Below are 16,220 nucleotides of genomic sequence, written 5' to 3'. Positions count from 1 at the left end.
TCGCACATCGCGTCAGGCTTTCGCTTCACCCGCGACGAAGGGTGACATGCTCCACATCAAAACCGCGAAGGCGGCGAAAACGCTTTGCGGAACCCAGCAGATAAACACGCCGATCAAAACGCGATCGAATTCCATCCCCATCTTCGTGCCGACCATCACACAGCCGACCAACATCAGAATCGCGAACGCCACCACGATGATCATCCGCTGCTCCCAATGGAGACCCACCGGCGCCATCGCGATCAGAATCAGCACTAGCGGCCCGCCAAAGTAGATGGCTCCCAACAGCCACGGCGAGACTCCCAACATTCGCGTGATGCCAAGAAAGAAAGCTGCGATTGTCGTGGTGACAAACAGGCCTCGCACGGAAAACGTGAAATTCAACTTTCGAAGTTCCGTCGATTCGGCGCCTTCGACCAACTGCTGCAGCCGCGATGCAAACCGGCTTCCGATCCAGCCAAACAGAAACGCAATCGCAATCGCTAGAATCAGGTTCACGCCCAGCCACGGGTAGTTGATCATCCAGCCACTGCCGTAGTAATTGCCTTCCCGCCAAATCTCGAAAGGAAACCCAATCGCGTCCGCACCGGCGTTTTGGGTTGCTCCGCAGAGATCCGTCCAGGCGTCGGAGAGCCAGAACCAGGATAACGCGTTGAGAGCCGCAAAGATCATCACGCCGCCGACGGCTCCTCTCGCGAACCATTGCTTCGAGGATGTTGTGGGTTCGTTCATAAAGTATGATTCTCCCTGGCAACGTGGCGTCCATGAGCATTTCAAGTATGAAGCACAGCGGTCTCCACTGCGTGCTGCATTTCCGACGTGAAAAGCACCGAGCTACCATTTTTACGCACCAAAACAGACACAGTTCGAATATGCCCGACTCAAATCATAACGCCGACCTTCCCAACGTTGTCGTCATCGCCACCGGAGGCACGATTGCGGGAACGGCAGCGTCGGGTGACGACGGAGTCTATGAGTCGGGCAAGGTCGGCGTGGAAACTCTGATCCAAGCCGTTCCCGAAGCAAGCCGCATCGCGAATTTGACAGGGATTCAGATTGCTTCGATCGGCAGCCAGGACATGAACGATGTCGTGTGGATGCAGCTGGCCAAAGAACTGGACAGAGCTCTCTCCGACGACTCCGTTTCCGGTGCGGTCATCACTCACGGCACCGACACGATGGAAGAGACCGCGTTCTTTCTGAACCTGGTCGTCGATAGTGACAAGCCCGTGGTGCTGACCGGCGCGATGCGCCCGGCAACGGCACTCAGCGCCGATGGGCCTTTGAACCTTTACAACGCTGTCGCCGTGGCGGCGTCGACCAAAGCTATCGGGCACGGAGTCCTGGTGGTGGCCAACGATTCGATTCACGGAGCGCGAGAAGTCACCAAAACCAACACGTTGACCGTTCAGGCGTTCGAGTCGCCGAACATGGGATTGCTCGGCGCGTTGCATTACGGAACGTTTCGCATGTTTCGCAAGCCGCAGCGGAGGCACACCACGAACAGCATTTTTTCCATTCGTTCGATTGAAGAGTTGCCTCCGGTTGTGGTTGTGTTTGCTCATTCGAACATGAGCGGCGATTTGATTCGGGCTGCGGTTGCGATGGGAGCCAGAGGTATCGTGTTGGCGGGCGTTGGTAACGGAAACGCGTCCAACCGTGCGATCAAGGCGATGCTTGACGCGAGAGAGCAGGGCGTTGTGATCGTGCGAAGCACCCGCAGCAGCAGCGGTGCGGTGTTGCGAAATCAGGAGATCGATGATGACGCGAAGGGGTTTGTGGTGTCGGATCAATTGAACCCGGCGAAGGCGCGAGTGTTGCTGCAACTGGGGCTGACGCAGACGGATGATGTTGGTGTAGTCCAGGATTATTTCTGGACGTATTAGGTCCGTGTCGCGGTGTTTTTTTGTGAGAGTGTATGCTCGCGGCTACATTTCCCGTGGCTGCATGTCTCGTGGCTGCATGTCTCGTGGCTGCGGCTTCCAGCCGCAGTATTCTGCATGTCGTAGCGGCGGCTTGCAGCCGTTGCGGTGATCGGCGGGCCAGCATTGTATTCTTTGGAATTCATTGAAGCTGCGGATCACAAACAAAACAGGAAACAGCGAAGGCAGATGGTCAGCGGTGGCAATGCAAATAACGACGGCTGGAAGCCGTCGCTACAACGAAGCCAGCAAGCCAAGGCAAAGACGACAAGCCAATACAACCGATCGCCACATCATGCAAATCACTGCGGCTGGAAGCCGCAGCCACGGAGCTAACGCAACGTCGAATCACCGATCGGTCCATCAAAATGAACCGGTTTGGAATCGGACGTCGAAAGAACGCTCATCGCAGCCTCTGCAAACTGCATGTCCTGCTGAGAAGTCACCTTTCGATTCAGCGTACAGCCCTCCGCCAGAAACACCGGGTGGCCGAGCATTTCCATCAACTGAGCCTCGTCCGTTGGCTGCAATTCGCCGCGGTTCTGGAAAGCGGCTTCCAAATCCGATTGGCGAAAAACCTGAGGCGTCTGCGATTGAAACAGCTCGCTCCTGTCGACCGTTTCGCCAACGCGAACGCCGTCCGAAGATCGTTTGAGCGTGCTGCTGACCGCAACGGCAGGCACCGCGTTTCCGTGTTCGCGAGCCGTGGCGAAAATTCGCTCCAGCAACGCGCCGCTCAAACAGGGCCGTGCACCATCATGAACCGCGACGAAATCAATTTCGCTGCGGACTCTCGACAGACCATTCTCCACGCTCTCAAAACGCTCACTTCCGCCGGCCACGATATCGACTCGCAACGCCGCCAACAAATCGCCATAAGTCTCCGCAAACCAGACCTCATCCTCCGGCGAAACGACGATCACAATTTGGTCCACATCGTCACGCGCCGCAAAACGTTCCACACTGTGTAGCCACAAAGGCTTACCAGCCAGAACGGCGTAAGTCTTCTTCTGGTTACCGGATTGAAATCGAGTTCCGCTTCCGGCAGCAGCGACGATGACCGCGAAACGACTCATTGTTCGATGCCCAAACGAATCTTGACCGTGCGCTCATTGCCGCCTCGTTCGCAAACCACATCAACCACATCGCCTGGCTTGTGCGAATCCATCGCGGCTTGATAGTCATCGGTGGTCTTGATCTGCTGACCATCGATCGAAACAATCTTGTCCGTGTCTTCGCGATTGGGACGCAAATACTCAACCACGATTCCATCAGCGCGACGCTGGCGAACCCGTTCGATTCGCAAGCCCTGGACGCCCGCTTCGGCTGCCGGTCCGCCTTCGATGACTCGCCCAACGCCCAGACCACCGTCTGTTTTGAAAAACACGTCGATCCCCAACGTCCCGCGAATCGCGCGACCAAATTCGATCAGCTGTGGAATGATTCGCTTGATGGTGTTAATCGGAACCGCGAAACCGATGCCCGTATTGCCGCCGGTCAGCGAGGCGATGGCCGTGTTCATACCGATGACTTTGCCTTCGTTGTCAACGAGCGGTCCGCCCGAGTTGCCTTGATTGAGCGCCGCATCGGTCTGGATCACGTCCTTGATCAGCCGCTTCGTCTTTGATCGCAGCGTGCGCCCAAGACTCGAGACAATGCCCACGGTCAACGTCCGCTCCAGCCCGAACGGGTTGCCGATCGCCATAACTTTTTGCCCGACACGAAGGTCAGACGATTCACCAAGTTCGACCGGGAACAGCATTGCCGGATCGGTTCTGATTTTGAGTACGGCGATATCGTTCTGTTTGTCAGAGCCGACGACTTCTGCTGGTATTGGATCGCCATCGAACAACGTCACCGTTACGACATCGCTGCCTGAGATCACATGATGGTTGGTCACGATGTGGCCAGCCTTGTCGATCACCCAACCGGATCCGCTGCCTTCCTGAGGTTCCGGATCGCCGAACCACATCCCGCGGCGAAAGGCCGTCGTGTTGATGTTCACGACGCTGCGGTTCACTTTCTCGTAGACCGCGATACTGTTGAGCTCTTCCGGGCTAAATTTTCGTCCATCGACGGCTCGCTGCGCAGGCGCGGCGGCAGCAGCTTGAGCAGTCGCAACTTTTTCGAAATTGCCTTGAGTCAGAGCGATGGCAATCAATCCGCCAATGCACGCACACGCGAGGCACATGATCAGATTGTTCTTCATTGGAACTCCAAAAGTAGTTGAGTGAAAGTTTGGATCGCGATACAGGCGACTCGAATCTGCGTACTTCGAGCCGCACGCAATGGAACCGAATTATAGCGACGTGAAATCACAATCCAGAGGTGGGCCGCACTTTTCCGCAGCAGAAGGACGCAATGCCTGATAGTGGGGAAACTGGTAAAGCCCGGACGGTTGCATCTGTAGCTACGTTGATCATGACCAAACCAGGCCGTAAAAGTCGACCACGACCCTCAGCGTTTATCTGAAATGCCTGTTTTAGTTAACAGGCAAACCCTTGCTAACGACGATTGGTTTCGTATCAGGAATGGATCTTCCATCACTCCCGGAGACACACGTCCAATGAGGCGAACTTTCATATGCTGCTGGTCCTTGGCGTTCTGTTTTACTCTTGGCTTGCTACTCCAAGAATCAAAGGCTCACGCCGGTGACGCGTTGCCGCCGGATTGCTGCCAGCTGTTTTCCGAAGCAGACTTCGCGCCGTTTGATTCGAGCCATCTGCTCCTTCCGGCAGATCACTACGCGTTGTCTTCCTCGCCGGTGAAAGCGGCGACGCCGTGCCAAACCGTGTTCGTTCCGCCGTCCAGGTTGAAATGGAACTTCGACTATACGGCGGCCAAGGTAGCCAAGCGTCCGACGGTGAAGCAAATTTCCGTGATCGCGCTGCGGCGTCACGGACGAGTGTGCTTTCGACGAAGCCCTGTCGAATTGAGCTCGCATCGAACCCGGAAAAAGCACGTCGCTCCTGTGCTTTTCCGGGGAATGGGATCGGTGACCGATCTCTCGACTGCAATGCGGTTGTTTGGCCAGCACGCAGGTACGATTCTGCAAATCTGCATCACTCCAGCAGAACGGCTTCCGCTGCAATGGTTGCGAATGGTCCAAAACTTCATGTTGCTGAATTAGCGTCTTCGGGGGCCGTCGAGCAGCCGTGCATCGTTCGTCGCCGTCCGGTTGTTCGAGCTGGAACGATTGTATTGGCATGTTGCTGTTGCGACACGAACAGCACGCAAGGATTCTCCAGCTGGCAACGGCGGGCTGATCAGTTTTCAAAACGTCCTGCTGTCCCAAAGAGCCTCGAGATAGCGGTTTTCGCTGCGTCAGAGTCCTGTGGCGGTCCGATCTAGGCAAAGTTGCCCACATTTGCACCTTCTGGGTGTTTCAAAACAGGGCAACGAATCCTCAAAGTGAGCACTTTTCCCGAGATCGGTCTTGGCATGGGGCTTGCATATTAACGAGGATGGCTTGCGAGGCTTTCGGGTTAGCAGGCCACGAGTGGGAACTGGACAGCTGATTTTGGACATTTTTTGTTCGCATCGCTTCAAGCCCCAAATAAACTTGAGAAGGCCATGACCCGGCAAAACCGGGCGGGCGTATTCGTGAGGGAGATGAGCCCTCGTTAAACAATTCGTGTTGGAGTAGATCATGTCGATACGCACGGCCACAGTCGCGCTTCGAGGAATTTTTGTTGCTCTGGTTGGTTTGTCGTTTGCAAACCCCGGAGTTCTGGCAGCCCAAATTGAAAACGCGTCGCCGGCTCGCATGGCGACGTTTGAGGACGCTGGCGAAACTTCTTTCGCGTTGAGCATCGGACCCGAGAGCCAAAACCATCAACGAGCAAGCGATATCATCGTTTTCGTTGACACCTCGGCCAGCCAAACAGGTGCTTTCAAGCGAGACTCGATCGAGATGCTTCGCGGTTTCATTCGCAACCTCAGCGGTGACGACCGAGTCGCGATTTTCGCAGTCGACCTCGAAGCTGTCGCTCTTTATCGTGGCTTCGTGAGTCCGCTCGACGACAAAGTACAGGTCGCGATCGAAAACCTCAGCAACCGGGTTGCGTTGGGTTCGACGGACATGGAGTCGATGATCGACACCGCGATCGAGAGCTTTGACTCAGACGATTCCCGCAATCGCAACGTGGTTTACGTTGGCGACGGGATCAGCCGAGCCGGAATCCTCCACACGGACTCATTCACCGACGCGGTCAAGCGACTGGCTGAAAAGCAAATTTCAGTATCCAGCTTCGCGATCGGCCCAGAAAGAAACATTGCCCTGTTGGCGGCTCTCGCTAACAACTCGGGCGGAAACATCGTCGTCGACACCGATGCGACTGACTCGGTCAGCAAGGGCTCGATGGCATTGGCGAAGACGGTTCACGGTTCAGTATTCTGGCCACAAACCGCCAAGCTTCCTGAGAATCTTGTCGAAGTTTACCCTGGCAAGTGCCCTCCGATGCGAACCGATCGCGACACGATTCTGGTTGGATCGATCTCTGATCGCAACGCGTTGAATGTAGAACTCAAAGGCATCATGGACGGCCGCGAAGTTACCAAGGCCTGGTCAATTCAACCTGAAAGTGCATCCAGCGAGTTTGCTTTCCTGCCAAAGATGCTGCAGGAAGTCCGCAAAGACGGCGGTGTTTCGTTGCCAACAGTCGGCTCAGCTGGACTGGCTGAGTACGCTCGCATGGTCAACGACAGTGCGGTCGACTTGAATTTGTTAGGCGGAAGCAACGTCACGACCAACGGCACGGCAGCGATTGCTTCCGCGGCTCCGAAGAACGAAAGTCGCGTCGCGCTGGCGGCTCGCTATCGTTTGCAGGAAGAATCAAATCCGTTTGGCGAAGTCGAAGAACAAGATCCACAAGATCCTTTCGGCGAACCTGTTGAAACTCCGACAGAGGACGTTCCCGGCGGCATTGAATTGGACATCGACGATTCAGAGATGGAAGTTGCACCTAACCAGCAGCAACCAGGCACGATCATCGAAGACCCAGTGGATATTGTTCCTGTCCCGGAAGAAGCCGTTATTTCCGATCCAATCGTGATGGGCACGCCGCAGAGCGACATCAGCCGAATGCTGATGGAAGCCGAGCGTGACGACTTGCGTGAGCAGATCCTGTCTGTAGAAGATCGCGATCGCATCATCAACGAGAAACTTCGCAAGCAGGTTCAGTACGAAACAGAACGTGCTCTTCAGGAACAGTCAACCGATCCTGCGGCTGCGATCGAGCGTCTCAAGAATATGCTGGAAGTCGTTGACCAAACTCCTGAGTTGACTCAGGGAACGGTCTCTGAACTTCGTCATCGTCTCGAGTCTTCGCTGATGTCGGCGACTCGTCGCAAACTTGAGTTCGACCAGCAACAGCAACTTGCCAGTCGCAACAATGCGACTGCCGATTCGATTCGCGCCGAAATTCTCAATTACGAGCGTAACGAAGAGAAGATCGCCCGACTGTTGGCTCAATACAATGCTCTGATGAGCGAAGGCAACTACGAGACTGCTGAAAACGTCGCGGATTCGGTTTACGAGGCGTATCCGAATACCCCGGAACCCGTTTTGGCTACCGAGCGTGCTCGTATCGCACGGTCTCATTTCGAATTGCTGAAGATTCGTCGCGATAAAGAACGCCTGTTTACGGCTTCTGTTCGCGAAATTTACAAATCGACTTACCCAATCCCGGGCAATCCTCCATTGGTGTTCCCGGACGCTGAGGAGTGGATCGAAAAGAAAGCAATGCGTGCGAAGTATCAGAACGTACGTCTTGCTGGTGGCGAGAACGAGCGTCGCATTCTTGATCAATTGGACGAGCGTGTCGACCTGATTTACGACAACGAACCGTTCGGTGACGTGAGGGCTGAGCTTGCCAAAGAGATGAAGATCAACATCGTAATTGACCAGAACCTTGAAGGTATCCTGGACGACGACACCGACGTTTTCTCAAACCTTTCTGGCATCACGTTGGGCAAAGGCCTGCGTACGATGCTCAAGAAGGTTGACGCGACCTATGTTGTCAAAGACGAAGTCCTGCTGATCATTTCGATCGACGATGAAAACGAGCCAGACTATCTGGTAACAGACGTTTACAACGTCGGTGACCTTGTTGCTCCTCGAAGCAGCCCAACTGCGTTCAGCGGTGGCGGTGGTGGCTTCGGTGGCGGCGGCCAGGGCGGCGGTGGCTTCGGTGGCGGCGGTCAAGGCGGCGGTGGCTTCGGCGGCGGCGGCGGTCGAGGCGGTGGTGGCTTCGGTGGTGGTGCTGGCGGTGGTGTATTCTGCATCCAGGACGCTGCGGTCGGTTTCTCGATCAGTGAAGAAACGCCTGCTCAAGCGGTCAAGCCAAACACGGTTTCTTTCAAGCCTGGCAACTTGATTGAAGTTGCTCCGTCAGCAGATCCAATCGCTGCCTGGGATGCTTACTTCAAATCGAACAAGCCCGAATCAAAGGCGGTTCTGGCGACTGTTCGCCACATGGTTTCACAAGATCGCCACGAAGAAATTGTGGCTCTGATCAACGCAGCCATTCGCAACGACCAAGGCAATTCTTCATGGATGTTCCAGGCTCTTGGACTGTCGATGCAGATCCTCGGTCGCCCGACAAGCGAAATCGAACGAGCCATCATGTCAGCGGTGGACCTGTCGGATGACCTTCAGGATGCAATGATCGCTGCGATGTACATGTCAAAGAATGGCATGGTTGATCGATCCCTTCGTGTTCTCGAAGACCTTTCAAAAACCAATCCTTCACTGGTTCAACCCTACGAAGTTGGATTGGCGATTGCAGAGAGCAACAATCATGTCGACGGCATGCGTTGGTCTTCTGCGGGAGTCCTTGGACAGGAATGGCCGGACCGACCGGAATTGACGAAGCGTGCCCGTTACGCGGCGGCAGCAGTCAAGACAGAACTGAAGAAAAGTGGAAACACGGAAGAGCTGGCTAAATTCGAAAACGAATTGATGAAGGCCAAGCATCGTGACTGCTTCATCGAAGTCTCGTGGACCGGTGATGCTGACATTGATGTTTACGTCGAAGAGCCCGGCGGAACGATCTGCTCTCGCCTGAATCCTCGCACGACTGCCGGCGGCGTTTACTACGGTGACGTTTACTCGATCGGCAAATCGGAATCGGGCCTGATGAAAGAACAGTACGTTCTGCCAAAAGGTTTCTCTGGTGACTACCGTTTGATTATCCGTCGCATGATGGGTGAAGTCACGTCCGGTAAAGTCAACGTCGCGATTCACAACCACTTCAATTCTGATGACGAAGCCAGTTTGCAGAAGGCTGTGAAGCTGGATTCAAAAGGAGCCATCGTTCTGTTCAAGTTGAGCGACGGTCGTCGTACTGACGACCTTGACCAGCATACGCTGGAGACGTTGGTTCGCAAAAAGATGGCGATCAAGCAAACGGCTTTGGCTCAAAAAATGGCCAACTTCGTCTCTCCTGAAAGCCTGTGGCCTGGAAACTTTGCCTTTCAGGCTCCTGGTGGCAACGGCGGCACGGGTGGCGGAAACGGAAGCGGAGATGACTTCTTCCCGGGTGCTGGTGGAAACAACGGTGGAAACCAGAATTCGTTCGGAACTTTCTCTCCAAGCGTTGTGGGTTACACGCCACAAATCACGCAGTTGCAAACCGGCACGGCACTTCAGGTGAATCATGCGACAACTGCTGATCGCTTGTACGTGCTGATCAGTGCGACACCAAACATTACCACAATTACTGAAGTCCAAACCTTCAACATCCTCGGTAACGCCGACAATGCAACAGGCGGCGGTGGTGGTGCTGGCGGTGGCGGCGGATTCGGCGGTGGTGCTGGCGGTGGCGGCGGCGGCAACTTCTAGAAACGATCTGACATCTATGGATGTAACGCTGCGGTTCGAAAGGACCGCAGCTTTTTTTATGGATCAAGGCTATTATCTTTCGCATGAAACAATCCACATCTCCAGTCGCCGAAATCATCGCCGTCGGTGACGAAATGACTTCCGGTCAACGAATCGACACCAACTCTGCCTGGCTGGCGCGGCAATTGAACGACCTTGGAATCGAAGTCGCGTATCACTCGACTGTCGGCGACGATTTGCAAAGACAAACCGAGATCATTCGGGCGGCGATGCAGCGAGCCAACATCGTTCTGATGACTGGCGGACTTGGGCCAACCAAAGACGATTTGACCCGCCAGGCCATTGCCGATGCAGCGGGTGTTGAACTGGAGATCGATGAAGCGGCGTTGGTACATATCGAGTCCATCTTTGCGCGGTTCAAGCGCGAAATGTCGCCTGCCAATCGACGTCAGGCAGAATTTCCACGTGGCGGCAAAACGATTCACAACGAAGAAGGCACTGCTCCGGGAGTCGACTTTTCCTCCGGAAACTCAAGAGTGTTTGCCATGCCAGGCGTTCCCTACGAGATGAAGCTGATGTGGGAAAGCTATATCGAACCCGAGGTTCGCGACAGGTGCGCGTCGGCAAAAACCATCCGACACCATGTCCTCCGCTCGTTCGGTGTCGGTGAAAGCCAGGCGGAATCGATGATGCCAGACTTAATGGCTCGTGATCGCCAACCGCGAGTCGGAATCACTGCCAGCATGTCGATCATTTCATTTCGCATCACTGCAATGGCCGACACCGAGGACGAATGCAAAACGCAAATCGATTCAACCGTCGCCTATATCCGTGAGACGCTGGGAGAAGTCGTCTTTGGAGAAAACGAAGACTTGTTGAGCGCTGTCACCGCGGATCTTTTGCTGACGCACGATCTTTCTGTTTCGATGGCGGATTTCCAGTTTGGGTCTGCCGCCGCCAGCCTGCTTCGCGAGGGCTTTCCGGATTCACAGCGCAGGACGTTGCGACACGCGTCATCGATTGATGGTCAAACTCCACAGCAATGGTTGGCTGACGAGTCACTGTTGGACGTCGCTGCAGTCGAACTGGCCGCGACGCGAATCCGCGAACAGCACGGCACCAGAATCGGTGTCGCGATCGGAAAACTGATCAGCGATGAAGGAGACTCTTCAAGCGGCAAGTTCCCCGTCGCGATTTCGATTGAAGGTGAAGCCAAGCCAATCATGGAGACATTCCGGTATGGCGGCCATTCCTCAATGAGAATGACACGGTCAGCCAATCAAGTCGTGAACTTCATTCGTCTGACGTTGCTGCGCCGACGCCAACGGACTCAATTGGCGACCGAGTAGATTTTCAGGTTGTCAAAATCAATCGTGCCACCGTTGATGGTCATGCCGAGTTTTGTCTTCGTCGCGTGACCGATACCTGGCGAATCAAGACTGGCGACCGACTGCCCGTCGATAAAAGCCTCCAGCTTTGAGCCGTTGAGCAGCAATCGCACGCGGTGCCACTCGTTGGCCTTCAGCTTCAGTTTGCCAGACGACTGTTTTGACGCGATCAATTTCTCCAACTCCGCTTTCTCGGTCGCGGAAAGATCAGCGGACTTTCGTTTTGCCCGGATTTCATTTTTCATAACGCCCGTTTTATCATCCCGAACATTGATCCATTTAGGCGACATCGAGACCCGACAAATATGTCCTGCATGGACAGACTGCTCCCTGGCGTCGTCGAAGACAAAGTTAAAACTCTTGCCGCCGCTGAATCGCACATCAAACTCAACGTCAACGTTTTTGAACTTCAATCCTTTTCGGATCACCGAACCGTGTTTGTCAGAAACCTGCTTTGTGACCAGTACTCCGTCCACAATCTCAAACGCCCCTTCGGAAAATCGGCCCAGGCTATAGCCCTCGCCAACTTCTGTTCGGCTGTCGAAGTCGTCTGCAAACAAAACTTTCTTGCTGGCCGTCGCTCCGGATTTCTTCGTCTTCCCTGATTTGGCATTGCCCTGTCTTCGCTTCGTCGGAGGCAAATCGACTCCCGGAGCATCGTGCTGCGTCGCGTGCAAATCGAATTGAGGAAGCTGAGCCAACAACAGGTCGCGTTCGGCTCGATGCGCAGCCGAAACACTGCTCCAATCCTTGATCTGCCGATAGCTGATCAAATCGTCGGGCGTCTCTGAAACGTCCCACCATTTTTCGCGTCCGTCTTTCATTACCAAATCGCCACGAATAAGTTGTTTTTCGAAGCTGTACGCGTAGATCCAATCACGATGTTCTGTTTGCTCGCCGTAGAGAAACGGAACAAGGTTCTGGCCGTTGACTTCGTAGTCGGACGGAACTTTAAAGCCACTCAAATCCGCGATCGTCGGCAGCAAGTCCGACATATTGACCAACACATCTTGCCGGCCCTGCTTCGTCATCCCCGGCGCGTAGATCACCATCGGAACGTGCACGCCTTTCTGACGATCGGGACTGTTTTTCCCATAGCCACTGGTTCCATTGTCCGCGCAAAAAATGATTACCGTGTCGTCGGCGATTCCCAGTTCCTCCAGTTTGTTTCGGTACTGCCAAACCTGGTAGTCGAGGTATTCGATGTGTTTGTGGATCCCCGGTTCGGTGATCGTTCCGTGATCGTCATAGACGCCTTTGTCGCCAGTGACATGTGGCTCGGTCCGTTTATAGCTCGATCCGTCCCAGCTCAAAATCGGCGTGCCCGGCCAACTGGATTTGGAATCCGGATGCAGAAAGTCAAACCCGTCGTGGCCCAGATGCGTGGTGTGGTAAACGAAAAATGGCTTTTCGTTCGCAGCCTGTTGATCCATAAAATCGAAAACGAAATCGAGCTCCACATCGGGCCCCCAAGTCGCCAGCCCATACGACTTTTCTGACTCAGGCGAATTCGGCCACCACTGGAACTTCTTCCCGCCATGGTTCATCAGTCGAACATGCGGCATCCAGTACCAGCCATGCTGCTGATACGTGTCGAGCCTTTCACCGGTATCGCAGCTGAATACTTGCCTCTGCCCGTCGACTTTCTTCTGAATCATCTTGAAATCGGTGTACGGGTTGTCTGTATCTGAAAGCTGACCGGGCGTGAAACATCCTTGGTCGAAACCGAATCGTTGCAAGTCGCCCGCCATTTGAGTTTTGCCAGACCAGTAAGTTGCGTATCCGGCTTGCTGGGCAACGTGACCAATCTGCAATGGCGAACTTTCGTACAGAGGCCACGTTTGCGGTTTCCCGTTGTCGGGATTGATCCAGCGTCCTTTGTCTTTGTTGTTCCACCATTTGTGCAAATGAGCGTAGCGACCGGTCATCATCATCGCTCTGCTCGGAGAGCAAACGACGGAAGCCCAAGCCGTTTTGATCCAGCATCCTTCGCGAGCCATCTGCTCGATGGCAGGCGTCTTCGCGCGAAACTTCACGTCACTCGTATCGCCTTTGGTCGGTTTGCTCCAGACACTGGACTCGTAGAGCGGCAACTCGCGGGCACTGATGTCGTCGGCGTAGATCAGAATGATGTTCGGCCGCCTGGCAGGCTGCTGCGCCGAACCCGTTGCGTGGAAAGCAACCAGAAAAAGGATGGCGGATGATACGACGCTGAATGGTTTCATGGCAGTTGCTCACTTTTGAATCGGTGTCCGCGTATAGCTTAGGCGGGGGCATCGACGCAAGAAACAGTCTTCAGCAGAGAGCTACGTTGTCAGCTCGGAGCAGGACATGATCGCAGCGAACCATTTTTCGGCGGATAAATTCAACGAAAAAGCCCGCTGTTCGGGATGGAACAACGGGCTGTTTCAAGGCGGATAGCACGAGATTCGAACTCGCAACCGGTAAACCGGCACTTCCTTTCCAAGGAAGCCGCTAACCATTCGCTTACTATCCGGAGGCTTTCGCCGAGCAGCATTCTAGCAAAAAACGCGGCAGGAGAAAGACACAGATATCAGACAAAAATAAGGCACGAAGGTTCGCGAAACATGGCCTTCGCGAGCCAACACCCAAGTCTCGGCGGCCGATCCACTGAACTCAAAAGACACATCAGCCATCCGTGGCACGCTGACCACACGAAGGCACCAACAATCAGCGAACGATGGAAACCACGGCCCCGCGGCTACAGTTCGAACTGAAACGTCTGGCAAACCAGCCGCCAGATCCTGGTACCCACGGTTTGACTTCCGGTGCGGATCCTCGCCACGCCTGTGCTGCCAGGAAAGACCACTGCGTCGTCCTCAGCCAACTCAACCGGGACGTTCACCATATATGTCGTGCTCAACGGTTCATCCTCGCCGTTCGCATTCTGCCGCGTCACCAATCCGCCACCGTAGCGACTGGAAAGCCCCTGAGGCACAACTTTCATCTCCACCGGCGATATCTTTTCGGTCTGAGAATGAATCGCGGTGGAACGGTCCTGCCACGAAACGAGCTTCACCGATTGATCGCTGCGAATGAATTCGATTTCGGATTGGTCGATCGCCAGGACCGCTATCAGCTTCTTCATGTCCGGCACGATGCGGCCAACGATCGTTTGACGATCCATCGAGCAACCGATGTTCCGCGGCTCCAACGGTGAACCGTGCCAGCCATCGAGCACTCCGGAATCGGAATTCGGAACCGGCCTACGATGTCCGGCCAGAAAGAAGCCGGCCCGAGGACTTCTGACGCGTAGCTTTTCACCGTCCGCATGTTTCTTTCTGTAGTTCGCCAACGCGGTTTCGACAGCCGCGTTCGCTTCGACCGGACTCATTTGGCCAGCCATGCGATTCATCTCTGCCTGTTCGGCAACCCACAGCTCAACGTTGGCCATGTGAACCGCGGACTCAAGTCCCGCCAACTGTTGTTTTAAGTCCGGGCTCTCAAGTTCGACAAGCGGCGTGCCGGCTTCGACGTGCTGGTTCGGCTGAACATAGATTCGCGAAAGGACGCCTGGTTCTTCCACATAGACCGTCTGTACATTTTGTGGCTCAATATAAAAGGAACCGTATACGTAACGCGGAATCGGAATCAGCATGATCCCACCAAGCACCAAGCCGACCGCAACGAGTGTTCCGGCCAGGCGTGCGAGTTTTACCATCGAAGTTCTCCCCGGGATGGAAAAGAATTTGTACAGTTTGACCAGCGGCATGCCCACCAGTCCATAGATTGCCATCACGGCCAACATCTGCCCGATGATCTTCAGACCGTAGGGTTCAAGAACGCGGTACACGAACCAGAAAATCGAAAACGTAATCAGCCAGCGATACGCAACGGCCAAAATGCTGTACGTGATGAACAGCCATTTGCGGCGCGACGGAGCAAACGGATCCTCTGCGGACTCGATGCCAAGGAACAGCTTTCCGCTGACTCGGTTTAGCATCGCACTGCTTTTTTGCCGCAAGTTTGGAATCTCGAGAACGTCTGCAAGGATGTAGTAACCGTCGTAGCGCAACAGCGGATTCGCATTGAACAACAGTGTGCTGACCGAACAGACAACGATCACGTTGAGCGCCAAATGATGCACCAAACCAGGCATGCTGAACCACCACACGAACACCGCGATCGAGGCGATTACCAATTCGACATACATTCCGGCGGCAGCGATAAAGGCACGTTGCCACTTACTTTTCAGCACCCATGAATCACTCACGTTCGCGTACAAACAGGGCGTCAGCACAAGGAACATCAGCCCCATTTCGTGGCAGCGTCCTCCGAATCGTTTGCACGCCAATCCATGGCCAAACTCGTGGATGACTTTTGTCACACCCAGCACGATCGCCAACAGCAGCCAATTGCTGGCAGCGAAGAAGTTGTCAAAGGAGGGCAGTTTGTTCTGGAACGATTCGAAGTTCGTCACGATCAACGACAAAGCCCCGAACCCTAAAAGCAGCACGCCGAAAAAGGCCGGCCACGTGAAGAACCAGGCCGTGTACGGATTGATCGCGGTAAGAAATTCATCCGGGTCGAAACCCTTGAATCGAATCGCCAGAATATTGGTTAGCGATTGCCAACGTTTGGCTTTTTCGGTTTCCGCTGCGCGGTGTCGCAACGATTCGCCTTGCTCGGGTGCATCGGAAACCAACAGGCTGTTCCGATACAGCATCCCGACCAACTGAAACAGTTCCTGGAGGTTAATCTTTTGCGGCGAAAAATCGTGTTCGAATTTTCGCTTGATCTGATCCGGACTCGCTTCGCCATCAATCATCTGAAGCAGGCGATACTCTTCCTCTTCGAACCGAAAGTACTTCATCGCGATCGGATCTTTGACAACCCAACAATCGCGGCCTTCGTAGCACTGCCGGTTGGCGACCAGATCCGCGCGCACCCGCATTCCCAAGGGGCGTTTCGCGCCGGAGGAGATCGTGGGGGCGGAGTCGGTCATTGCTAGCGAGCGTTCGGTGGGATGGCACGGGGCTGTTTCTACGCGGTGCGAACAGTAGAGGAATCGAACTTGGCTCTCAAGACAAATGCAGCTATCGTCGC

9 protein-coding genes and 1 tRNA gene are annotated in these 16,220 nt (G+C 54.7%); 4 read left to right on the top strand and 6 right to left on the bottom strand.

Features of this window, described 5'->3' with window-relative positions; translation table 11 throughout:
* Window positions 1-12: 12 nt before the first annotated feature.
* Window positions 13-732 (bottom strand): hypothetical protein, encoded by a 720-nt coding sequence (locus MFFC18_RS05640; protein WP_075081679.1) that lies wholly within the window; start codon window positions 730-732, stop codon window positions 13-15.
* Between the two features lie 140 nt (window positions 733-872).
* On the opposite strand from MFFC18_RS05640, the gene MFFC18_RS05635 reads away from it, so the two are divergent.
* Window positions 873-1,886 (top strand): type II asparaginase, encoded by a 1,014-nt coding sequence (locus MFFC18_RS05635; protein ID WP_075081680.1) that lies wholly within the window; start codon window positions 873-875, stop codon window positions 1,884-1,886.
* Between the two features lie 368 nt (window positions 1,887-2,254).
* On the opposite strand, the gene ispD is transcribed toward MFFC18_RS05635, so the two are convergent.
* A complete protein-coding gene (gene ispD / locus MFFC18_RS05630; protein WP_075081682.1) occupies window positions 2,255-2,998 on the bottom strand; it encodes a 2-C-methyl-D-erythritol 4-phosphate cytidylyltransferase in 744 nt (247 codons plus the stop codon).
* Window positions 2,995-4,131 (bottom strand): S1C family serine protease, encoded by a 1,137-nt coding sequence (locus MFFC18_RS05625; RefSeq protein ID WP_084416691.1) that lies wholly within the window; start codon window positions 4,129-4,131, stop codon window positions 2,995-2,997. Before MFFC18_RS05625 ends, ispD begins: the two co-directional genes overlap by 4 nt.
* A gap of 411 nt (window positions 4,132-4,542) precedes the next feature.
* On the opposite strand from MFFC18_RS05625, the gene MFFC18_RS05620 reads away from it, so the two are divergent.
* The 3 genes from MFFC18_RS05620 (at window position 4,543) to MFFC18_RS05600 (ending at window position 11,114) form a co-directional block, all read left to right on the top strand.
* A complete protein-coding gene (locus MFFC18_RS05620; protein WP_148618664.1) occupies window positions 4,543-5,052 on the top strand; it encodes a hypothetical protein in 510 nt (169 codons plus the stop codon).
* Between the two features lie 519 nt (window positions 5,053-5,571).
* Window positions 5,572-9,765, top strand: coding sequence for a VWA domain-containing protein (locus MFFC18_RS25630; protein ID WP_084416692.1), 4,194 nt, complete (start codon window positions 5,572-5,574; stop codon window positions 9,763-9,765).
* 83 nt (window positions 9,766-9,848) lie between these two features.
* Complete coding sequence (locus MFFC18_RS05600) at window positions 9,849-11,114, top strand: competence/damage-inducible protein A (RefSeq protein WP_075081684.1); 1,266 nt, start codon at window positions 9,849-9,851, stop codon at window positions 11,112-11,114.
* On the opposite strand, the gene MFFC18_RS05595 is transcribed toward MFFC18_RS05600, so the two are convergent.
* From MFFC18_RS05595 to MFFC18_RS05585, 3 genes are all read right to left on the bottom strand, one after another.
* Entirely contained in the window at window positions 11,096-13,378 is a 2,283-nt protein-coding gene (locus MFFC18_RS05595; RefSeq protein ID WP_075081685.1) for a sulfatase-like hydrolase/transferase, read from the bottom strand. The genes MFFC18_RS05600 and MFFC18_RS05595 overlap by 19 nt on opposite strands.
* A 189-nt stretch (window positions 13,379-13,567) precedes the next feature.
* Window positions 13,568-13,649 (bottom strand) — tRNA-Ser (locus tag MFFC18_RS05590).
* A 226-nt stretch (window positions 13,650-13,875) separates the two neighbouring features.
* A complete protein-coding gene (locus MFFC18_RS05585; protein ID WP_084416693.1) occupies window positions 13,876-16,119 on the bottom strand; it encodes a site-2 protease family protein in 2,244 nt (747 codons plus the stop codon).
* Between the last annotated feature and the right edge of the window lie 101 nt (window positions 16,120-16,220).

The organism is Mariniblastus fucicola (genome assembly GCF_008087665.1).
In the GTDB taxonomy this organism is placed as follows: Bacteria; Planctomycetota; Planctomycetia; order Pirellulales; family Pirellulaceae; genus Mariniblastus; species Mariniblastus fucicola.
The sequence above is the reverse complement of the archived record's forward strand: the minus strand, read 5'-3'. Positions and strand labels throughout refer to the sequence as shown.